This is a genomic window from Agrobacterium sp. 33MFTa1.1, from assembly GCF_004328495.1.
Lineage (GTDB): Bacteria > Pseudomonadota > Alphaproteobacteria > Rhizobiales > Rhizobiaceae > Agrobacterium > Agrobacterium pusense.
In genome coordinates this window covers 1,607,308-1,628,211 of sequence record NZ_CP036358.1, presented here as the reverse complement: position 1 = coordinate 1,628,211, position 20,904 = coordinate 1,607,308, and the positions used below count along the sequence as shown (strand labels likewise).

At 59.7% G+C, this 20,904-nt stretch carries 21 protein-coding genes; 13 read left to right on the top strand and 8 right to left on the bottom strand.

Going from position 1 to position 20,904, the window contains the following annotated elements:
- The first annotated feature begins 84 nt into the window (after window positions 1-84).
- The 4 genes from hflK to EYD00_RS08360 all read left to right on the top strand — a co-directional run bounded on the left by hflK (window position 85) and on the right by EYD00_RS08360 (window position 4,705).
- A complete protein-coding gene (gene hflK, locus EYD00_RS08375) occupies window positions 85-1,203 on the top strand; it encodes an FtsH protease activity modulator HflK (RefSeq protein ID WP_004442737.1) in 1,119 nt (372 codons plus the stop codon).
- A 1-nt stretch (window position 1,204) separates the two neighbouring features.
- On the top strand, window positions 1,205-2,128 hold the full coding sequence (gene hflC, locus EYD00_RS08370) for a protease modulator HflC (protein ID WP_004442736.1): 924 nt from the start codon (window positions 1,205-1,207) through the stop codon (window positions 2,126-2,128).
- A 194-nt stretch (window positions 2,129-2,322) separates the two neighbouring features.
- Window positions 2,323-3,867, top strand: a complete 1,545-nt coding sequence (locus EYD00_RS08365; RefSeq protein ID WP_004442735.1) for a Do family serine endopeptidase — start codon at window positions 2,323-2,325, stop codon at window positions 3,865-3,867.
- 88 nt (window positions 3,868-3,955) lie between these two features.
- Window positions 3,956-4,705 (top strand): SDR family oxidoreductase, encoded by a 750-nt coding sequence (locus EYD00_RS08360; RefSeq protein WP_004442734.1) that lies wholly within the window; start codon window positions 3,956-3,958, stop codon window positions 4,703-4,705.
- A 23-nt stretch (window positions 4,706-4,728) separates the two neighbouring features.
- On the opposite strand, the gene EYD00_RS08355 is transcribed toward EYD00_RS08360, so the two are convergent.
- Window positions 4,729-5,292: a GNAT family N-acetyltransferase gene (locus EYD00_RS08355; protein ID WP_004442733.1), complete on the bottom strand. Its 564-nt coding sequence runs from the start codon at window positions 5,290-5,292 to the stop codon at window positions 4,729-4,731.
- A complete protein-coding gene (gene serB, locus EYD00_RS08350) occupies window positions 5,289-6,179 on the bottom strand; it encodes a phosphoserine phosphatase SerB (RefSeq protein ID WP_004442732.1) in 891 nt (296 codons plus the stop codon). The genes EYD00_RS08355 and serB overlap by 4 nt, the downstream gene beginning before the upstream one ends.
- On the opposite strand from serB, the gene miaA reads away from it, so the two are divergent.
- On the top strand, window positions 6,178-7,074 hold the full coding sequence (gene miaA, locus EYD00_RS08345; protein WP_034498813.1) for a tRNA (adenosine(37)-N6)-dimethylallyltransferase MiaA: 897 nt from the start codon (window positions 6,178-6,180) through the stop codon (window positions 7,072-7,074). The genes serB and miaA overlap by 2 nt on opposite strands.
- 6 nt (window positions 7,075-7,080) lie before the next feature.
- Here miaA and EYD00_RS08340 read toward each other — a convergent pair whose 3' ends face one another.
- Window positions 7,081-9,087, bottom strand: coding sequence for an ATP-binding protein (locus EYD00_RS08340; protein WP_004442730.1), 2,007 nt, complete (start codon window positions 9,085-9,087; stop codon window positions 7,081-7,083).
- 381 nt (window positions 9,088-9,468) lie between these two features.
- On the opposite strand from EYD00_RS08340, the gene EYD00_RS08335 reads away from it, so the two are divergent.
- From EYD00_RS08335 to EYD00_RS08320, 4 genes are all read left to right on the top strand, one after another.
- Window positions 9,469-11,262, top strand: coding sequence for an acetolactate synthase 3 large subunit (locus tag EYD00_RS08335; protein ID WP_004442729.1), 1,794 nt, complete (start codon window positions 9,469-9,471; stop codon window positions 11,260-11,262).
- A 19-nt stretch (window positions 11,263-11,281) separates the two neighbouring features.
- Entirely contained in the window at window positions 11,282-11,854 is a 573-nt protein-coding gene (ilvN, locus tag EYD00_RS08330; protein ID WP_004442728.1) for an acetolactate synthase small subunit, read from the top strand.
- Between the two features lie 130 nt (window positions 11,855-11,984).
- Window positions 11,985-12,353, top strand: coding sequence for an ArsR/SmtB family transcription factor (locus tag EYD00_RS08325; protein ID WP_006697797.1), 369 nt, complete (start codon window positions 11,985-11,987; stop codon window positions 12,351-12,353).
- Complete coding sequence (locus EYD00_RS08320) at window positions 12,346-12,879, top strand: SRPBCC family protein (protein ID WP_004442726.1); 534 nt, start codon at window positions 12,346-12,348, stop codon at window positions 12,877-12,879. Before EYD00_RS08325 ends, EYD00_RS08320 begins: the two co-directional genes overlap by 8 nt.
- 165 nt (window positions 12,880-13,044) lie before the next feature.
- Here EYD00_RS08320 and EYD00_RS08315 read toward each other — a convergent pair whose 3' ends face one another.
- On the bottom strand, window positions 13,045-13,890 hold the full coding sequence (locus EYD00_RS08315; RefSeq protein ID WP_004442725.1) for an aldo/keto reductase: 846 nt from the start codon (window positions 13,888-13,890) through the stop codon (window positions 13,045-13,047).
- Window positions 13,891-14,052: 162 nt separating this feature from the next.
- Between EYD00_RS08315 and EYD00_RS08310 the strand changes: the two genes are divergently transcribed.
- Complete coding sequence (locus EYD00_RS08310; protein ID WP_004442723.1) at window positions 14,053-14,646, top strand: LysE family translocator; 594 nt, start codon at window positions 14,053-14,055, stop codon at window positions 14,644-14,646.
- Window positions 14,647-14,664: 18 nt separating this feature from the next.
- Here EYD00_RS08310 and EYD00_RS08305 read toward each other — a convergent pair whose 3' ends face one another.
- Genes EYD00_RS08305 through EYD00_RS08295 form a run of 3 tightly spaced genes read right to left on the bottom strand, consistent with a single transcriptional unit; the run spans window position 14,665 to window position 16,365 of the window.
- On the bottom strand, window positions 14,665-15,453 hold the full coding sequence (locus EYD00_RS08305) for an anti-sigma factor family protein (protein WP_004442721.1): 789 nt from the start codon (window positions 15,451-15,453) through the stop codon (window positions 14,665-14,667).
- The gene (locus tag EYD00_RS08300) at window positions 15,450-16,001 is read right to left on the bottom strand and encodes an RNA polymerase sigma factor (protein ID WP_004442719.1); all 552 of its coding nucleotides are present in this window, start codon (window positions 15,999-16,001) and stop codon (window positions 15,450-15,452) included. Before EYD00_RS08300 ends, EYD00_RS08305 begins: the two co-directional genes overlap by 4 nt.
- Window positions 15,985-16,365, bottom strand: a complete 381-nt coding sequence (locus tag EYD00_RS08295) for a COG4315 family predicted lipoprotein (RefSeq protein ID WP_044459614.1) — start codon at window positions 16,363-16,365, stop codon at window positions 15,985-15,987. The genes EYD00_RS08300 and EYD00_RS08295 overlap by 17 nt, the downstream gene beginning before the upstream one ends.
- Window positions 16,366-16,572: 207 nt before the next feature.
- On the opposite strand from EYD00_RS08295, the gene EYD00_RS08290 reads away from it, so the two are divergent.
- Window positions 16,573-17,700 carry an ATP-dependent DNA helicase gene (locus EYD00_RS08290; RefSeq protein ID WP_004442716.1) on the top strand — a complete coding sequence of 376 codons (1,128 nt, stop codon included), beginning with the start codon at window positions 16,573-16,575 and terminating at the stop codon, window positions 17,698-17,700.
- Window positions 17,701-17,706: 6 nt separating this feature from the next.
- On the opposite strand, the gene EYD00_RS08285 is transcribed toward EYD00_RS08290, so the two are convergent.
- On the bottom strand, window positions 17,707-18,405 hold the full coding sequence (locus EYD00_RS08285) for a MerR family transcriptional regulator (protein WP_034498818.1): 699 nt from the start codon (window positions 18,403-18,405) through the stop codon (window positions 17,707-17,709).
- 234 nt (window positions 18,406-18,639) lie between these two features.
- Between EYD00_RS08285 and EYD00_RS08280 the strand changes: the two genes are divergently transcribed.
- Both EYD00_RS08280 and EYD00_RS08275 read left to right on the top strand, forming a co-directional pair.
- Window positions 18,640-19,395: a pyridoxine 5'-phosphate synthase gene (locus EYD00_RS08280; protein WP_034498863.1), complete on the top strand. Its 756-nt coding sequence runs from the start codon at window positions 18,640-18,642 to the stop codon at window positions 19,393-19,395.
- A 174-nt stretch (window positions 19,396-19,569) separates the two neighbouring features.
- On the top strand, window positions 19,570-20,835 hold the full coding sequence (locus tag EYD00_RS08275; protein WP_004442710.1) for an NAD(P)/FAD-dependent oxidoreductase: 1,266 nt from the start codon (window positions 19,570-19,572) through the stop codon (window positions 20,833-20,835).
- Window positions 20,836-20,904: the final 69 nt, after the last annotated feature.

The window sequence follows — 20,904 nt, the reverse complement described above, 5'->3', positions numbered from 1 at the left end:
TTCCTATAACGGGTCGATATTCCCGCCGCACGCGAGCAATCGCTTTCGAACGGAACCGGGAGAGGCTTTTACAAAGAGGTATTGATGCCCTGGAGCAATCAGAATGGCGGCGGCGGCCCATGGGGCGGCGGCGGTGGAGGAAACAACCAGGGCGGCGGTGGCGGCCCGTGGGGGCAGGGGCCCAACCGGCCTCGCGGCGGTGGCGGCGGCAATGGCGGTCCGCCCGATCTGGAAGAGATCATCCGGCGCAGCCAGGACCGTTTCAAAAATGTGCTGCCCGGCGGTTTCAATGGCGGCGCAGTTGCCATCGTGGTTCTCGTCGTGCTGGTTTTCCTCGGCATCCAGTCCATCTACACCGTCCAGCCGGACGAGCGCGGCGTGGAGCTGCGTTTCGGCCGTCCGAAGGACGAAATCTCGATGCCCGGTCTGCATTTCCATCTGTGGCCGATCGAGACGGTTGAAATCGTCAAGGTCACCGAGCAGCAGCAGAATATCGGTTCGCGGGCCTCGTCGTCCTCGTCGAGCGGCGTGATGCTCACCGGCGACCAGAACATCGTGAATGTTCAGTTCTCGGTGCTCTATACGGTTTCCGATCCGAAATCCTATCTCTTCAACGTCGACAGCCCGGCCGAGACGCTGCAGCAGGTTTCCGAAAGCGCCATGCGCGAAGTCGTCGGCCGTCGTCCGGCGCAGGATATCTTCCGCGATAACCGTCAGGCGATTGCGGCGGATGTGCGTACCATCATCCAGTCCACCATGGACGGTTATGGCGCCGGCATTTCCATCAATGCCGTGGCCATCGAAGATGCGGCGCCGCCGCGTGAAGTGGCCGACGCGTTTGATGAAGTGCAGCGTGCCGAGCAGGACGAAGACCGCTTCGTTCAGGAAGCCAATCAATACGCCAACCAGAAGCTCGGCGCTGCTCGCGGTCAGGCCGCGCAGATCCTCGAAGAGGCGAACGCCTACAAGTCGCGCGTCGTCAACGAGGCGCAGGGTGAGGCGCAGCGCTTTGTCTCCATCTATGACCAGTATCGCACCGCGCCTGACGTGACCCGTCAGCGCATGTTCCTGGAAACGATGGAACAGGTCCTGAAGGGATCCAACAAGATCATCATCGATGAAAAACAGGGCGTGGTGCCTTATCTGCCTCTGAACGAGATCATGCGCAACAATCCGGGCGCAGCACCGCAGGGAGGCAACTGATATGGGTAACCGTCTTACAGCCGTTCTCGTCGGTCTCGCCGTCCTGCTTTTTCTCGGTTATTCGTCGATCTTCGTGGTCAACGAGCGCCAGCAGGCCATCGTCGTCCGCTTCGGTGAAATCCAGGACGTGAAAACAGCGCCGGGCCTCTATTTCAAGCTGCCCTTCGCCTTCATGGATGCTGACCGCGTGCAATATATCGAGAACCGCGCCTTGCGTTTCGACCACGATAATATCCGTGTTCAGGTTTCCGGCGGCAAGTTCTACGAGGTCGACGCCTTCGTGGTGTACCGTATTACGGATGCGCGCCGCTTCCGGCAGACGGTCTCCGGTGACCAGATGTCGGCTGAATCGCGCCTGCGCACCCGTCTCGACGCATCGCTGCGCCGGGTTTACGGTCTGCGCGGATTTGAATCGGCGCTGTCGGATGCACGTGCGTCGATGATGCAGGAAGTGCGTGACGATCTGCGTCCCGATGCGGAATCGCTCGGCATCAGCATCGTCGATGTCCGCATCCGCCGTACCGACCTGACGCAGGAAGTCTCCCAGCAGACCTTCGAACGCATGAAGTCGGAGCGTCTGGCGGAAGCCGAACTGATCCGCGCCCGTGGTAACGAAGAAGCGCAGCGCCGCCGCGCTATCGCCGACCGTCAGGTTGTGGAACTGGAATCCGACGCTCGCCGCCAGTCCGAAGTTCTGCGCGGTGAAGGCGATGCGGAGCGTAACAAGGTGTTCGGCGAGGCTTTCCAGCGCGATCCGAACTTCTTCGAGTTCTATCGTTCCATGTCGGCCTATGCCAACGCACTGAACGGCAATGGCACGACGCTGGTTCTGTCGCCGGACTCGACCTTCTTCCGTTATTTCAACAATATCGACGGTGCGGCCCCTGCCTCTCCGGCCGCGCCCGCACCTGCGCCGGCGAACTGATAGCGGATAAAATGAATTTGGAGGGGCCGGTTTTTACCGGCCCTTTCTTTTTGGTGGGGTTTCGTGCCAATGCTGTGGCTAAGGGCAAGGCGTCCCCCCGCCTGTTCACGAAAAGGTATTTTTACACTTCATCATTCCGCCTTATGCTTTGACGATATATGCAGGGCAAGACGATTTGAAACGCGAGGACGCATATGGCCGTGACCCTTCTTTCGCCTTTTCGCAGCAGCATTTCCGCAGTCGCGGTAATAGCGCTTGTTGCGGGCAGCCTTGCGGTGCCGCTTCCGGCGGGCGCGCAAAGCCACGGGCCGGAATCTGTTGCCGATCTTGCCGAGCCGCTGCTGGATGCGGTGGTGAATATTTCCACGTCGCAGAACGTCAAGACAGATGGCAAGGGGCCGGTTCCGCCACGTCTGCCGGAAGGTTCGCCCTTCCAGGAGTTCTTCAAGGATTATTTCGACAGCCAGAAGCCGGAAGGCGGTGAGAAGGTCAATTCCCTCGGGTCCGGTTTTGTGATCGATCCCGCCGGTTATGTCGTCACCAACAACCACGTCATCGAGGGTGCCGATGCCATCGAGGTGATTTTTCCGAATGGCTCGAAGCTCAAGGCGACGCTTGTCGGCACCGATACCAAGACCGATCTTTCCGTTCTGAAGGTGGAGCCAAAAACGCCGCTGAAGGCGGTCAAATTTGGCGATTCGCGCAGCATGCGCATTGGCGACTGGGTAATGGCGGTCGGTAACCCCTTCGGGCTTGGCGGATCGTTGACCGTGGGCGTCATTTCAGCGCGCGGCCGCAATATCAATGCCGGCCCTTATGACAATTTCATCCAGACGGATGCGGCCATCAACAAGGGTAACTCCGGTGGCCCGCTCTTCAACATGAAGGGCGAGGTGATTGGCATCAATACGGCGATCATTTCGCCGAGCGGTGGTTCGATCGGTATCGGTTTCGCCGTGCCGACGGAGCTTGCACAGAACATCGTTCAGCAACTGATCGAATTCGGAGAGACCCGCCGCGGCTGGCTGGGTGTTCGCGTCCAGCCGGTCACGGACGATGTGGCCGCGAGCCTCGGCATGGACAGCGCCAAGGGCGCGCTGATTTCCGGGGTCGCCAAGGGCGGCCCGGTGGAAAACGGTCCGATCCAGGCTGGCGACGTCGTGCTGAAATTCGATGGCAAGGATATTCACGAGATGCGCGACCTTCTGCGGATCGTGGCGGAAAGCCCGGTTGGCAAGGAAGTCGATGTCGTCATCCTGCGCGACGGAAAGGAAGAGACCGTCAAGGTCAAGCTGGGCCAGCTGCAGGATACCAAGGATGAGAAAGCTTCGACTGACGACCAGCAGACTGACGACGGCGACAGCGGTGTGATCGCGCCGGAAGACAATGATGGCGGCGACGATCAGGCCCAGGATCAGACTCCGGAGGTGCGTGAAGCGCCGCAGAGCGTGCTTGGCATGAATCTCGTTGTGCTCAGCAATGAGTTGCGGACGGAAAAGGGCATTGCCGAGAGCGTTGAAGGCGTGCTGGTCGCAAGTGTCGATCCGGGTTCGTCCGCAGAACAGAAGGGCATGAAGGCAGGCGATGTGATTGTGGAAGTCGGACAGGACTTCATGGAGGTTCCCGGCGACGTGCTGGTGCGGGTGAATGGTCTGAAATCGGAAGGCCGCAAGAACGCCCACATGATGGTGGCCGATGCGCAGGGCAATCTGCGCGTGGTGGCGCTGCCGCTGGAATAACGCTTTCCGCACGGTCGGGCAGGAATCGGGTGGTTCCGATGCTGCTGGCTCTTTAACCCTTGGCCTCCACCGAACGGAGACCAAGGCTATGAAATTACTTGAAAACAAAGTCGCCATCATCATCGGCGCGTCATCCGGCATCGGCCGTGCGACGGCGCGCCTGTTTGCCGCTCATGGCGCCGCCGTCGTCATTAATGCGCGCGGCGAAAAGGCGCTGGACGAGGTTGCCGCCGAGATTCGTGAGGCGGGCGGACCTGTGCACACGGTTGCCGGCGACGCTGGCGTTGCGGAAACCCATTCCCGTTTGGCCGAGGCGGCCACCGACGTTTTTGGTGGTCTCGATATCGCCGTCAACAATGCGGGCGGCGTGGGTGCCGCCAAACCGCTGGCGGAGATTTCGCCTGACGAATGGGATTACGTGCTTAACGTCAACCTGACTTCCGCCTTTCTTGGCGCGCGCTATCAGATTCCGCTGATGCTGAGGCGCGGCGGCGGTTCTATCGTCTTTACCTCAAGTTTCGTCGGCACCAGTGTCGGCATACCGGGCATGTCGGCTTACGGCGCTGCGAAGGCCGCGCTGATGGGGCTGGTGAAGGGTATTACCGCCGATTATGCCGCCAGCGGCGTTCGCGCCAATGCGTTGTTGCCCGGGGGTGTGGACACGCCGATGGCAGGGGATCAGGCACAAAAGGACTGGGCCGCCAGCCTGCATGCGATGAAACGCATCGCCCAGCCCGAGGAAATAGCGCAGGCAGCGCTTTTCCTCGCCAGCCCGATGGCGAGTTTTGTCGCTGGCGCGGCGCTTTTTGCCGATGGTGGCAACGCCGCGGTGAAATAATTCCGGACCGGCGGGTCACGACGTCAACGCGCCCGCCATTGCTCCAGCGTCAGCGCATAGGTGACGTGCGGACGCAGATGGGGATGCGTCTCCGCGGGCACGCGGGGATGGTCGAAATCCCGCGAGGGATCACGTTTCAGCCCGATTCGCTCCATCACGGCGGTCGAACGGTGGTTGTTCCAGACAGCGAAGGAGACGATTTCCGGCGTCTCCTTTTCGTCAAAGGCCATCACGAGCAGCGACTGCGCCGCTTCGGTGACATAGCCATGTCCCCAGAAACGGGTGGCGAGCCGCCAGCCGATCTCCATGGTGCCGACCGGGAAGGGCGGGTCGAGATTAAGGACGGGCGAAATACCGCAAAATCCCATGGATTCGCCTGTTTCCCGCTGCTCCATCGCATAGAAGCCATAACCACTGCCGCGGATCATGCCATTGATGGTTTCGAGAACCGCGTCCGCTTCCTGATGGCTGCGGCGGAAGGGGAAAAATTCCATGACCTTCTCGTCGGCATTGATTTCACGGAAAAGGTCTCGGTCGCTCTCCTTCCACTCGCGCAGAATAAGTCTTGGCGTCTCGCGAATGATCATGGGGTGACAAAGTCCGTCTTTCGATAACCCTGAATGTAAAGAAGCGCGGTCAGGTCGCCATGGTCGATGCGCATCTGCGCTTCGGCCGCCACGGCCGGCTTGGCGTGCAGGGCCACGCCGGCGCCCGCCACATGCAGCATGCCCAGATCATTGGCTCCATCGCCAACCGCCATCGCCTCATCTGGAGAAATGCCGAGTTTGGCGGCAATATCATTCAACGCATCCACTTTGGCCTGTTTTCCGAGGATGGGTTCGGCAACGGTGCCATCAAGCTCGCCATTTGCCTCACCAAGCAGATTGGCGCGGTTCTCGTCAAAACCGAGCACCGCGGCGACACGGCTGGTGAAGACGGTGAAACCGCCTGACACGAGGGCCGTGTAATAGCCTTTCGCCTTCATGGTGGCGATGAGTTCCTTGCCACCCGGGGTCAGCGTGATGCGCTTTTCGATGACGTCATCGATGACAGCAACCGGCAGTCCTTTCAGCAACGCGACGCGCTCCCGCAGTGCCGGTTCAAAGGCGATTTCGCCGTTCATGGCGCGTGCGGTGATGGCTGAGACCTTGTCCTTCAGCCCGACTTCAGCTGCCAGCTCATCGATGCATTCCTGACCGATCATGGTCGAATCCATGTCTGCGATCAGGAGTTTCTTGCGGCGCTGGTCCTGCTCCTGGACCACGATATCGATCGGCTGGCCGGCGAGGGTGTTAGCGATAGCCCTGTGTGCCTGCTCTGTTGCGGTGCCGGAGGGCAGGGCGATATCGCAGGCAATCCCGTCCGCCAGCCAGTAGAGGCCCGATGCGTTCACGGCTTTCGCGGCCGCTTCGCCGAGGGCCGGTGTCAGAACAGGATTTGACGGATTGGCGATAAGCGTGGCAACCAGAGCCATGATGAAAAACCTTGATGAGAATTTTGATGCGATCCTGATAACCGGCCCGACGGCTAGCGGCAAGTCCGCGCTTGCGCTTCGTCTGGCTGTGGAGCGGGACGGTGTCGTCATCAATGCCGACAGCATGCAGGTTTACGACACGCTGCGCGTGTTGACCGCCCGACCGTCCGAGGACGAGATGGAGGGGGTGCCGCATCTCCTCTACGGTCACGTGCCGGCGAGCAGTCTCTACTCCACGGGCGAATGGCTGCGGGATATCTCCGCCGTGCTTGCCGATCTGCGCGAGCAGGGGCGTTTCCCCGTCATCGTCGGCGGCACGGGGCTTTATTTCAAGGCGCTGACAGGCGGGCTTTCCGACATGCCTGCCATTCCGGACACGATCCGTGAGCCGATGCGGGCCCGGTTGATCGAAGAAGGCGCAGCCATCCTTTACGCCGAGCTTGCCCGGCGCGATCCCGTCATGGCCGACATGCTCCAGCCGGGAGACGGCCAGCGTATTGTCCGCGCGCTGGAGGTGCTTGAAGCGACCGGGAAGTCCATCAGGGATTTTCAGCTTGCCCGTGGCCAGATGATCGTTGATCCGGACCGGGCGCAAAAACTCGTGGTCCTGCCGGAGAGGCCGGTATTGCATGCGCGTATCAACCGGCGTTTCGAAGCCATGATGCATAGCGGTGCGGTGGAGGAGGTGCAGGCGCTTCTCGCCCTCGATCTTCCGGCCGATGCCACCGTCATGAAGGCGATTGGCGTTGCCCAGATTGCTGAAATGCTGGCCGGGCGCATGAGCACGGCGGATGTAGTTGAAAGATCGGCCGCTGCAACCCGACAATACGCCAAACGGCAGATGACATGGTTCCGGAACCAGATGGATGAAGACTGGATGCGTATTCAGCCGTGAAGGAACTCAATCTTTCCTGTAGAGACTGCCGAGCGGTTTCTTGAGCAGGCTTTCACGCAGCGACGGGCGTGTATCACCCTGGGGACCATTCTGCGCCTGCATCTGGAAACCGGCTTTGCGCAACTCGTTGACGGCGCTGGAGGCGGTGTCGGTGCCTACCGGATTTTGTGATGCAGGCAGGGCGCGCCCGGGTAGCATGTCCGGGCGGTAGGGTTCGTATTCCTCGCTTACGGCCGCCCCCAACTCCCGCTTCCAGGGATCGATATCGGCCGCATCGAGAGGCCGCGCGGTCGGTTCCGCCGGATCTGAAAAGGCTGCTTCCACGCTCTGCTGAAAGCCTGTGATAACCGGTCTGCTTGCGGCGCGCATGCGGGTGACGATGGCGTTCAGGTCAACGGTATCGGGCGTTTCCTGGCTGGCGTGGCTAATCGTGCCGCTCGCCTTGGGCAATTTGATGGTGGGCACCCGGTCGAAACGCATGCGCATTGGCACCCCGACTGCCTCGCCGAAGGCGATGGCTTCGCCATTGCCGATGGAGGAAAGAAAGCTTGTGGTTGAGGCCGATGCGTTCGGCACAGCCGAGAGAATGATCTTCTGGTCGATCTCGTTCGACAGCCGCATGGCGAAAACAGTCGAACATTGCGACAGGATTGTCTGATCCAGCTCACTGGGTCTCTGGGTGATGATGCCCAGCGAAATGCCGTATTTCCGGCCTTCCTTGGCAATTTGGGCGATGGATTGCCGGGTGGGGAAAAAGCCGCGCTCGGGGTCGGCGGGAACATAACGGTGCGCTTCCTCGCACACCACGAGCATATGCAACGAACCGCGCGCCAGCACCGCCAGTTCGAAGGACATACGGCAAAGAACGGAAACCACCGAGTTTACCACTTCGGACGGGATGCCCGACAGTTGGAATACCGAAATCGGTTTGCCTTCCCCGGGAATGCGGAAAATATGCGCCACGGTTTCCAGAATCGTGTCGCTGATCGTATTGCTGGAGAACATGAAATTATAGCGCGTGTCGTTGATGGCCGAAAGAATGCGGCCTTTCAGCGTGCGCAGCGCCGGTTTTTCGCCACGCCCCTCCAGCCGCCCGATGCGCTCGTCAATGAGGGCGAGAAGATCGGCGATGCGGTAGGGAACCGGCGTGTCCGGTGTGATCGCGCTCTTGTCGGAGGTGCGGCGAACGGCCGAACCTTCGGTTCCGCGAAACGCTTTTTTCGCCTCGGGAATCAGATCCCGCAGAACATCCATTTCCTCCGGCACGGGTTTGCGGCCGCGGAACACAACTTCCGCGAACTCCTCAAGGCGCATCAACCAGAAGGGAAGGTCCAGCGTATCGGTGTCGATGACGACGGAATGATCTGGGAAGGCGGCGGCGAATTCGTTGTGCGGATCAAGAATGAGGACACGCAGTTTCGGGTCGGTCTCGATTGCCTTGTTCAAAAGCAGGGAGACCGCAGTGGTCTTGCCCACACCGGTCGAACCGACAACGGCGAAATGTTTGGCCAGCATCTGCGGAATATTGATGGCGGCATTGATCGTATCGTCCTGCGTCAGCTTGCCGATGACGCAGGCGTCGCGTTTGCCGCCGTCGTAAATCCTGGAGAGGTCGCTCGCACGGATACGATGCGCGACCGCGCCGAGATAGGGATAACGGGAGATGCCGGTGGAAAAGCGTTCGCTGCCATCTTCGGTACGATAAACCTCGCCCACGAGTTCAACGTCGATCAGCAGCCTGTTCGGCTTGTCTGGCGCCCAGTATTCTTCGCCGGTGCGCATGGCAAAGACAAGCGCGGCGACGCGGCTTGTGCCCATTTCAATGGAGATCAGGCGTCCGACGGACCAGAGCTGCGATACGTCTGTGGTGCCCGGTTCGGTTTCCGCAACAACGGTGGCGCGGGCGCCGTCGCAGGCGATGACACGGCCGAGCATGCGGTTCGCCGGCTGCTCGCCGGATCGCCGTTCGTTTTCGCCCATGCGGGACGCGTTATTAAACGTGTCGTTACTCACATTTTTTCCCGGTACATGCGGATGATCGCGGTGGTTCCGGCAGCATCTGCCTTCCCGGTATAAAAGATTATGCTTAACAACAGGTGTATCGCTCGCGTTCGAAAATTTCGCGCAGGCACGCTTTCCGGTAATAAAAGAAGGCGACGGTGATTTTTTCATGCAATATGCGTTGACGGCTGGGGCTTTTGTGGCTAACACTCCGGCCCATGAAAAATCTTAACGTACTTATCGTGGTGGGACGGCGCATGGGCAGGATGGTGTAACCATCCGGCGAAAGCACCCATGCGCTGAACGAGGCTCCTCTAGGGGCCTTTTTTTATGTCTTCAAACAGGCCCTCGGGCTCCTCGATATCCAAAGCCAAAGCGGGATGGAAACAGGCAATGACGGATAAGGACAATACGGAAAACAGCAATCGCATGACAGGTGCGGAGATCGTTCTGCAGGCGCTGAAGGACAACGGCGTCGAGCACATCTTCGGTTATCCCGGCGGCGCCGTACTTCCGATCTATGACGAGATTTTCCAGCAGGAAGACATCCAGCATATTCTCGTGCGCCATGAGCAGGGCGCTGGCCATGCGGCTGAAGGTTATGCCCGCTCGACCGGCAAGGTCGGTGTCATGCTCGTCACCTCAGGTCCCGGCGCGACCAATGCGGTCACCCCGCTGCAGGATGCGCTGATGGATTCCATTCCGCTCGTCTGCCTGTCCGGCCAGGTTCCCACCACGCTGATCGGCTCGGACGCGTTCCAGGAATGCGATACTGTTGGCATCACGCGCCCCTGCACCAAGCACAACTGGCTGGTAAAGGACGTCAACGAACTGGCTGGTATCATCCATGAGGCTTTCCGCATTGCGCAGACCGGCCGCCCGGGTCCTGTCGTTGTCGATATCCCGAAGGACATCCAGTTCGCCACCGGCACCTACACGCCGCCTTCCGCCGCCGTCCAGCAGAAGAGCTACAAGCCGAAGGTTCAGGGTGACCTTAATGCCATCCATGCCGCCATCGAACTGATGTCGAAGGCGAAAAAGCCGGTTTTCTACACCGGCGGCGGCGTCATCAATTCCGGCCCGGAAGCAACCCGGTTGCTGCGTGAACTGGTCGAGCTGACCGGCTTCCCGATCACGTCGACATTGATGGGTCTCGGTGCCTATCCGGCGTCCGGCAAGAACTGGCTCGGCATGCTGGGCATGCACGGTTCCTACGAAGCCAACATGACGATGCATGATTGCGACGTTCTCGTCTGCGTCGGCGCGCGTTTCGACGACCGTATTACCGGCCGCATCAACGCTTTCTCGCCGAATTCGAAGAAGATCCATATCGATATCGATCCCTCCTCGATCAACAAGACGGTTCGCGTCGACGTTCCGATCATTGGTGATGTCAGCCATGTCCTCGAAGACATGGTTCGCCTGTGGCGCGCTTTGCCGAAGAAGCCTGAGAAGGCGCAGACGGCGGATTGGTGGGCGCAGATCGAGCGCTGGCGTGCCCGCAACTCCTTCGCCTACAAGAATTCCAACGATGTCATCATGCCGCAATATGCACTGCAGCGGCTTTATGAGGCATCGAAGGGGCGTGACACCTACATCACGACAGAAGTCGGCCAGCACCAGATGTGGGCGGCGCAGTTTTTTGGCTTCGAGGAGCCGAACCACTGGATGACCTCGGGCGGTCTCGGCACCATGGGTTATGGACTGCCGGCGGCCATCGGGGTTCAGGTCGCGCACCCCGAAGCGCTGGTTATCGACATTGCCGGTGACGCCTCGATCCAGATGTGCATTCAGGAAATGTCCTGCGCCATCCAGTATGGCCTGCCGGTTAAGATCTTCATCCTCAACAACCAGTATATGGGCATGGTGCGCCAGTGGCAGCAGCTGCTGCACGGCAACCGTCTGTCCAACTCCTATACGGAAGCCATGCCCGATTTCGTCAAGCTCGCGGAAGCCTATGGCGCGGTTGGCATGTATTGCGACGACCCGAAGGAATTGGATGACAAGATTGCCGAGATGATCGCAGTCAAGAAGCCGGTCATTTTCGACTGCCGTGTTGCCAATCTCGCCAATTGCTTCCCGATGATTCCGTCTGGTAAGGCTCATAACGAGATGTTGTTGCCGGATGAGGCGACGGATGAAGCAGTTGCCAACGCCATTGACGCCAAGGGCCGTCAGCTAGTCTGAGCCGGGAGAGGAAAAGGACATGAACGCACACCTACAACCTACCGGCTCCGCCTACTTCATTCAGAAGGAAACGGCTGCCGTCGAAAACCACACGCTGTCGGTTCTCGTCAACAACGAGCCCGGCGTGCTGGCTCGGGTCATCGGGCTCTTTTCCGGCCGTGGCTACAACATTGAAAGCCTGACGGTTTCGGAAACCGAACATGAGGCGCATCTCTCGCGCATTACCATCGTCACGCGCGGCACGCCCATCGTGCTGGAGCAGATCAAGGCGCAGCTGGAACGGATCGTGCCGGTGCACCGGGTTCTCGACCTGACCGTTCGCGCCCGCGAACTGGGGCAGGAGCGGCCGATCGAGCGGGAAGTGGCGCTGATCAAGGTTGCCGGCACCGGTGAAGTCCGTGCCGAGGCGTTGCGGCTTGCCGATGCGTTTCAGGCCAAGGTCGTGGATGCGACGGTGGAGCATTTCATCTTCGAAATCACCGGCAAGTCGTCGAAGATCGACCAGTTCGTGGCGATCATCAAGCCGCTCGGCCTGATCGAAATCTGCCGCACTGGGATCGCGGCGATGAACCGCGGTTCGCAGGGGATGTAATCTCCGTCTTCAGAGCAGATGTTGGAATACAAGCCCGCGGTTCGCCGCGGGTTTTTTATGGCCTGCTCTTGGCTGATATATATTCAACCATATGGTTGACTTTCTTGGGCGGGAGTCTATATTCAACAACATGGTTGAATTATCCGCTTCACATCTAGACACTGTCTTTCATGCCTTGGGCGACGCCACGCGACGCACGATGCTGCGGGATCTTTCCCGCGGTGAGCGAACGGTGACACAGTTGGCTCAGCCGTTCGACATCTCGCTCGCTGCGGCTTCAAAGCACATCAAGGCGCTGGAAAATGCGGGGCTCATCCGCCGCGAGGTGAGGGGGCGTATCCATGTCTGCCGCCTTGCGCCGGAACGGCTGGAAGAAGCGCATGAATGGCTGGATTTCTACCGGCAGTTCTGGGGCAGCCGCCTCGATATTCTTGAGCAGATGCTCAGGGAGGAAGATCAGGGAAAAACCCCTGCAGATGGAGGAAATGACAATGGCTGATATTGCAATGCCTGACAACTATGGTCGCCTCGTTGAACCGACGACCCTGAAAATCGAGCGGCTGCTGCCGGGGCCGGTCGAACGGGTATGGGCCTATCTGACGGAGAGCGACCTTCGCCGCCGCTGGCTGGCTTCCGGCGAGATGCGGCTTGCCGCCGGCGCACCATTCGAGCTGGTGTGGCGGAATGATGAACTTTCCAATCCACCCGGACGCCGCCCTGAGGGCTTTTCCGAAGAGCACAGGATGGCTTCCCGCATCATTACGGTTGTTCCGCCGCACCGCCTTGTTTTCACATGGGGCGAGGGTGCCGAGGTTTCCATCGAACTCCAGGCTCTTGGTAAGGACGTGCTCCTGACGCTGATCCATCGCCGGCTGGCGGATCGCACCACCAGGCTCAATGTCAGCGCCGGTTGGCACGTGCACCTTGATGTTCTCGCTGCCCGCCTTCAGGAGGAGGAGCCGGGACCCTTCTGGGAAACATGGCTGGGTCTGAAAGAGGAATATGAGCACCGGATACCGCAATAGGCACGGTGCGTTCTCGTGATGCAACGGCGCGGCTTGCCGCGCCGTTTCGATTGGTCCGCCTGATTTTCCCTTGGGCGACAGGGCTGCCTATGGGACTTGGCGTTCACATTCCGATTCAACCGCTTGAGCGATTGATTCCGAAGTGTTTCCTAACCGTTTGTTGCGTCAAAGCATTTCCAGCGCCGTCTTGCGCGTTGGCGGGGGGAAGACGGCATCCAGGGCGGCCCAGTCCTCCTCGGTTATATCAAGATCGGTCGCGCCGCGATTTTCTTCGACGCGCGCAGGATTCGAGGATTTCGGGATCGCGATGACGCCTTCCCTTTCCAGCAGAAAAGCCAGAGCCAGTTGCGCCGGGGTCGCCTGATAGGCCTTGGCGATGCGTATGAGTTCATGGTTCTTGAGAATACGGCCCTGTTCTATGGGAGAATAGGCCATCAGTGGCACGCCGTGCTGCTGGCACCAGGGCAACAGCGAAAACTCCGGCCCGCGTCGGGACAGATTGTAAAGTACCTGATTGGCGGCGCAGTTCCTGCCGTCAGGAACAGCGAAAAGCTCTTCCATGTCGTCCGTGTCGAAATTGGAGACGCCCCAGTCGCCGATCTTGCCGTCCCTCTTCAGTCTTTCGAAAGCCGCCACGGTTTCTTCGAGTGGGTGCTCTCCGCGCCAGTGCAGCAGATAGAGATCGATGTGGTCGGTGCCAAGCCGGGCGAGGCTGCGCTCGCAGGCGTCAGCAGTGCCGGTGGCACTGGCATTCCAAGGATAGACCTTGCTTACCAGAAACACGTCTTCGCGATGATTGACGATAGCCCTGCCGACTATCTCTTCCGATCGGCCGTCCGCGTACATTTCCGCAGTGTCAATCAACGTCATGCCAAGGTCGATGGCCCGTCGGATACTTTCAACCTCCTGCTCGGCGGATGATCTCGTCTCCCCCATGTTCCACGTCCCGAGGCCGAGGGCTGGGACCTCTTTTCCGGATGGGAGGGCAACGTAGGGAATGTCATCATACATCGTTTCGCTCCAGGGTTTTCGGGGAAAGAATAAGCCTTTGTTCCGACTTCTCAACCCGGCACGGGCGGGATCGATCCATCAAAAAAATTGACCTCGTCGATCGGTTTGCCGGGCTGGTCTGATGGCGGTCCCGTGGGTAGGGTTGCCTTCACAGGAGAGATCATGACTGCCGAGACATTTATCGCGCTGGTGCTGTTTGCCTTCACCACCTCCATCACGCCCGGTCCGAACAATATGATGCTGTTTGCTTCCGGCGTGAATTTTGGTTTCCGTCGCACCGTCCCGCATATGCTCGGCATCGGTGCGGGCTTTCTTTCGCTGCTGATAGGGGTCGGATTTGGCCTCGGGGCACTGTTGCATTCGGTACCGGCACTTTATACCGGGCTGAAATTTGCGGGTGGGCTTTATCTCGTCTGGATCGCGTGGAAAATCGGAACGTCCCGCAGCCTCCATGAAGGCACGGCGGCTTCGCAGCCGATGAGTTTTCTTGCAGCAGCGGCGTTCCAGTGGGTCAATCCCAAGGCGTGGGTGATGGCGGTCACGGCAATGGCGACATATACGGATGAGACGCAGTATTTCCTTACCGTAATGCTTGTGGGGGTGGCCTTCGCTGCCGTCAATCTTCCCAGTGTTTCCACTTGGGCCGGTTTCGGCTCGGCGCTTCGCGACTGGCTCTCCGTTCCGGTCCGGCTCAAATGGTTCAACATCAGCATGGCCGTGCTTCTCGTCATCAGTCTCTGGCCGATGCTGAAATAGCGGCTCCACTCGGCGACTCTATGTCGGGAACTGCCGGTAACATTCCTCGGCGATCGCCTGTACCTCGGCTCGCGTCAGTTCCGCGGAGACGGCGTAACCCAGCTCGTTGTCGATCCAGTAGAAGGTCTCGATTCCGTCGGCGCTGGCCATGCGGAAACTGGTGGTGCGGTTTTCCTCGTTGTGGCCTATCAGCACCGTCACCCGCCTGCCGGTCCTGTCCTGGTACATCAACATCGCACCCGGCTTGCCGCTGACGGGGATAAGACGCCCACCGACGAGGTCATATCCAATCTTCGAAAGATCGGGAATCGCGAAGGGGTAGCCGAGCCGCTTGCCAAGCCAGGTTGCCAGATGCTGCTGTTCCCCGGCCCCCACCTCTACGGGATGACGCACTTCGCTCGCGTAGATGAGATAAGCGGATTTCGCCTGGGCAGGAATGTCCGTCGTCAGCGATGCCAGCACCACATCCTGCGGCGTGGAAACGGACCAAGGCAGAAGCCTGCCGGCTGCCGCGCCCGCCGTGAAGATCAGGAAGGCTGCCGCGGTTCGCAGGAGAAGGGGTTTAAGCCGCCAGGCGCGTGCGACCTTTTCGCGAGTCAGCATCGATGCGTCACGCGGATGTGCGGCGGCATAGGAGGCGAAGGCATTTCTCAGGCTGTCGGCCTGTCTCTTCCAGTCTTCCACCCGGCTCTGCTCTTCCGGTCTTTCCGCGAGCCATGCCTCGACAGCCGCGCGGTCATCGTCGGAGAGAAGCCCGTCGACATAGGCGTGCAGGTCGTCTTCGGTTATGGCATCAGCCCGTTTCATCGTGGTCTCCGCAGGGGAATGATATTATCCGCCGCCAGATGCTGGCGAAGGGTTTCGCGGGCGCGGGACAGTCTGGACATGACGGTGCCGACCGGGATCGATAATGTCTCCGCCGCCTCCTGATAACTGTAGCCTTCCACCGTCACCAGCATCAGTACGGCGCGCATCTCAGGCGAAAGCAGCGCAAGCGCGCCATGCAGGCGGTCGTTCTCCAGCGTATCGCCCAGCGTTTCGGCAGCGGCGATCGTTTCATCGAGACTTTCCGAAGGATGCCGTTTCTCTGTCCGGTGGCGGTTGCGATAAAGGTTCGTCATTATGGTGTAGGCCCATGATTTCAAACCGGTTCCCCGCCATGTTGCTTTATTGGCCAGCGCCTTTTCGACGCAGTCCTGCAACAGGTCCTCTCCATCGGTATCTGAGCGCGAAAGGCTGCGGGAATAACGGCGCAGCATCGGTATCAGGGCCAGCATCTCCGCTTCGAAGCTGCCGGCCGCGGGGGATTGTCTCCCCCGCGTCGCAGCTTCCATCTCGTCAGGGTTTTGCTGCATCCCACACACCGTTCACGCCGTCGCCGGTGGCATCGCCCTTCTTGGTGTCCTTGATCCAGTAATAGAGCGGCATGCCGTCCTTCGCCCATTGCTTCTTGCCGTCCTTGCGCGTCACGATGGAGTAAACCCCTTCGGCTTTCGCATTCTCCGCAGCGAAGAAGGGCGGCCAGTTCGTGGCGCATTTGTCATAACAATTGGATACGCCCTTCTTGTCGTTCTTGAAAGTGTAGAGCGTCATGCCTTTTTCACCTGCGAGCACATTGCCTTTTTCGGTCTTGACCGTTTCGACCGCCGGGGCGGCATAGGCTGTTCCGGCAAAGGCCAGAACGAGGGCGGGGACGATGAAGCGGATTTTCATGGACATATCCTCCTTGGTTCGGGCGGGCTCGAGCCGCCGGCACAACAAGAGACACCGCTGGTCCGTGATTTATTCCCTTCGCAAAATATTTTTTTCAGCAGCCTGATGACGAACGGAGAAAACCGGGCGTAAACCTGCGCTTCAGCGCTCACGACATTCATCTTTCGTTCTTTTTCGGTTGCGTACCAGGCTCGAATCCTGCGATGAGGGCGCATGTTATTTTCACCGCAACAGGACGAAGCGCTCAAAGCTGTTTCCCGCTGGCTCAAGGAAGGCCGGTCGCCGGTTTTCCGGCTGTTCGGTTATGCCGGAACCGGCAAGACCACGCTTGCCAAGCATTTTGCGGAAAACGTCGATGGAGAGGTGCTGTTTGCGGCCTTCACCGGCAAGGCGGCGCAGGTGCTGCGTTCCCGCGGCGCGACCAATGCCCGCACCATCCACTCCCTGATCTACCGCCCGCGCGGAGAGGAGACGGTGGAAGACGAAGAAACCGGCAAGACCTCGATTGCGCCGATGTTCTCCATCAACCGCCAGAGTCCGCTCGCCAAGGCGGCGCTCATCATCATCGATGAATGTTCGATGGTAGACGAACAGCTTGGCAAGGATCTGATGAGTTTCGGCACGCCGATCCTCGTGCTCGGCGATCCCGGCCAGCTGCCGCCGGTTTCGGGCGGAGGCTTCTTTACCGAGCAGGAGCCGGATTATCTGCTGTCGGAAATCCATCGCCAGGCGAAGGACAATCCCATCATCCATCTTGCCATGGATGTGCGGGAAGGCCGGGAGATCATGCGCGGCGATTATGGTTCCGCGCAGGTGATCTCCAAATCCGAGGTGACGCAGTCGCTGGTGCTCGATGCCGATCAGGTGCTGGTTGGCACCAACCGCACCCGCCGCCGCTACAATCAACGTCTTCGCGAGCTAAAGGGTTTTACCGCCGATTATCCGCAATCGGGCGACAAGCTGGTCTGCCTTCGCAACGATCCGGCCAAGGGCCTGCTCAACGGCTCGCTGTGGCAGGTGATGAGTTCGTCGCGCGAGACGGTGAAGCCTGGCATCAACCTGATGATCCGGCCTGAAGACGACGATATGGATCGCGGTGCGGCCAAGATCAAACTGCTGAAGGCGGCCTTCGAGGACGTGGAGACCGAAATTCCGTGGTCCACGCGCAAGCGTTATGACGAATTCGATTTCGGCTATGCGTTGACGGTGCACAAGGCCCAGGGTTCGCAATGGAATAACGTGGTTCTCTTCGATGAGAGTTATGCGTTCCGGGACTCGCGCGAGAGGTGGCTTTACACCGCCATTACCCGCGCGGCTGAGACCCTGACCATCGTTCGCTGATCCTGATCAGGCGCGGATGACGCCGAGCAGAACCGCCTTGGCCACCGCCTGAAAACGGTTGCTGGCGCTGAACTTGCCGATAATCTTCGCTTCGAGGATGTTAAGCTCGTTTGCCGAAAGGCCAAGGGCGCGGGCGAGCCTGACAGGGGCGTATCCTTCCGCCATGAGTTCGAGACATTTCCGTTCAGGATCGGTTAGCGCGATGTCGTTTGCCTGTCCCCGCTCGGCCGCGTCCGCGCCATCTTCGTCGCTATCGGTGACGAGCAGTTCCTCGATCTGCTGGGCCTGGCGCTGGAGCGTGGAAAGCTCCGCGGTCAACTCTCGCTTTCGCTGCCTTAGTGCGTCGCGAAATATATCGTCTGCCTCTTCCTGTGAGAGAGAACGGACCAGTTTTTCCATGACCTCCGTAATCGAAGCCACTGAAATACCGACTTCGCGGCAAACGTTGATAACGGCCATGCGCTGGACGTTGCGGTGAGAATAGACCCGCATCTGTCCGATGCGTTTAGAGGTGAGCAGTGCCTTTTCTTCGTAAAAATGCAGGGTACGGTGGGTCACTCCGAAGATATTGGCCATGTCGGCGATCGGAACCGGTTCCGCGGGCAGCGATGAGGGCAGGCTTATATCCGGTAGAAAGCTGTTGACCCTTAGATTGGGTTTGTCCTCGTCGCCGTGACTTTCGAACGGCATCCGGCCATCCTGCATTGTCTCCCCCTTCGCGCTCTCTGGCAGCGTGTCTGCCTTTTTAAAGGCGTCTGTTGCTTATTCCCCCGCAACAGACCGTTTTTCGATAAAAACATAATGCCAAACGCTACATCAAAACCGGAACGTGTCATGCGCACTTTCGTTCCCGGTATGATAAAAAATTTATCAGCCTCCTTGCGGTCGGCGTCAACCTGCGTGAAACAGGATGTCAATTCCGAACCGGAGCCCGATGCCATGCCCGCAAAACTCTCTGCCAATCTGAACGCAATTGCCATGTTACGCAACCGCCGCGATCTTCCATGGCCGGATGTCGCGCATTTCGGGCATATTGCACTGGAGGCGGGGGCAAGCGGGCTGACTGTACACCCGCGGCCTGACCAGCGCCATATCCGCTTCTCGGATCTACCGGCCCTGCGCGCGCTGATCGATGACAGGTTTCCCTCCGCGGAGTTCAACATTGAAGGATATCCGAGCGAGGATTTTCTCCTTTTGTGCGAAAAGGCCCAGCCCGAACAGGTCACACTCGTACCTGACGATCCGTCGCAGGCAACCTCCGATCATGGCTGGGATTTCCGCGCGCATGCGAAATTTCTGAAGCAGGTCGTCGGACGGCTGAAATCGGGCGGCATGCGGGTGTCGCTTTTCGCAGATGGCGACGGCGAACGCGAGCCGGTGGAACTGGCGGCTGAGACGGGCGCTGCGCGTATCGAACTTTATACCGGGCCCTATGGCGGCTGTTATGACGATCCGCACAAGGCCGATGTGCTCGTCGAGACGCTTGGGCGGACGGCGGACCATGCTGCGGCGCTCGGACTTGCCGTCAATGCGGGCCATGATCTCACCGTCGCGAACCTGCCAAAGCTGATGAAACGTATCCCTTATCTGGCCGAGGTTTCAATCGGCCACGGGTTGACGGCGGATGCCCTGGAATATGGCATGGCGGAAACAGTCCGGCGTTTTCGGCAGGCCTGCGGTCAGGCTATTTCATAACCAAAGCCAATTTTTTCGCCTATGTTCTGTCTTGCGCATGCTCCGTGCGCGAGGGCGGCGGGAGATATGTCGGAACCGGTCCCGCCGAACTAGGTTCTGGGTTGAGTATCGGCGTTTCCGATAGTCGGAATTCACTTTCCGGATCGATGCTCGGGCTTTTGAAGGCAGAGACATATGCAAGAACATCATGTTGTCGTCGTGGGTGGAGGCTTCGGCGGTTTGCAGCTGGTACACGGGCTGGAGGGGGCCCCTGTCCGCATCACATTGATCGATCGTCGCAATCATCACCTTTTCCAGCCATTGCTTTATCAGGTTGCGACGACTGCGCTGGCGACATCCGAGATCGCGTGGCCGATCCGTCATCTCTACCGCGATCGCAAGGAGGTCACGACGCTGCTTGCCGAGGTGACCGGCGTGGATCGGGCGGCCCGGACCGTGCATCTCAACACCGGTGAAACGATCCGTTTCGACACTTTGGTGCTCGCGACAGGCGCACGCCACGCCTATTTCGGTCACGATGAGTGGGAGCGTTCCGCGCCGGGTCTCAAGACGCTGGAGGATGCAACGACAATTCGCCGCCGCCTGCTTCTTGCCTTCGAACGCGCCGAACTGGCGACCAGCGAAGAGGAACGACAGGCACTGCTAACCTTTGTCATCATAGGGGCAGGCCCGACCGGCGTGGAAATGGCAGGCATGATTGCAGAGCTTGCCCATAAGGCGTTGCCGGCGGAATTCCGCAACGTTGACACCCGAAAGACCCGCGTGCTGCTCGTCGAGGCTGGTCCCCGCGTGCTGCCGGTCTTTACGGAGGATCTTTCGGCCTATGCCAAGGAGGCGCTTGAGAAACTTGGCGTCGAGGTTCTGCTCGGAACGCCGGTGACGGCCTGCAGCGATGAGGGCGTGACGGTGGGCGAGACCCATTATCCCTGCCGTACGGTCGTCTGGGCCGCCGGCGTGCAGGCTTCTCCCGCGGCCAAATGGCTCAATGCCGCCGCCGACAGGGCAGGGCGGGCCATTGTCGGGCCACAGCTTAATCTGGAAGACGATCCCGATATCTTCGTCATCGGCGATACCGCCGCCGTCAATCAGGAAAACGGCAAGCCGGTGCCGGGTATTGCGCCTGCGGCAAAGCAGCAGGGCGCTTACGTCGCGAAGGTCATCAAGGCGCGGCTTGACGGCAAGCCGTTTCCTTCACCCTTCCGCTACAGCCATCAGGGCAATCTTGCCACGATCGGCAAACGCGCGGCGGTGATCGATTTTGGCCGGTTCAAGCTCAAGGGCGTGCTGGCATGGTGGATATGGGGACTTGCCCATATCTATTTCCTGATCGGAACGCGTTCGCGGCTGGCCGTGGCGTGGAGCTGGCTTTGGATTTACTTGAGTGGCCAGCACAGCGCGCGGCTGATCACCCAGAAAGAAACGCTGAAGGACGAGGCGTGAGGCAAGTGACAAAGAAACGGCGGGAAGCATGGCTTCCCGCCGTTTCCTGTTTCGCCGTTTCCTGACGCA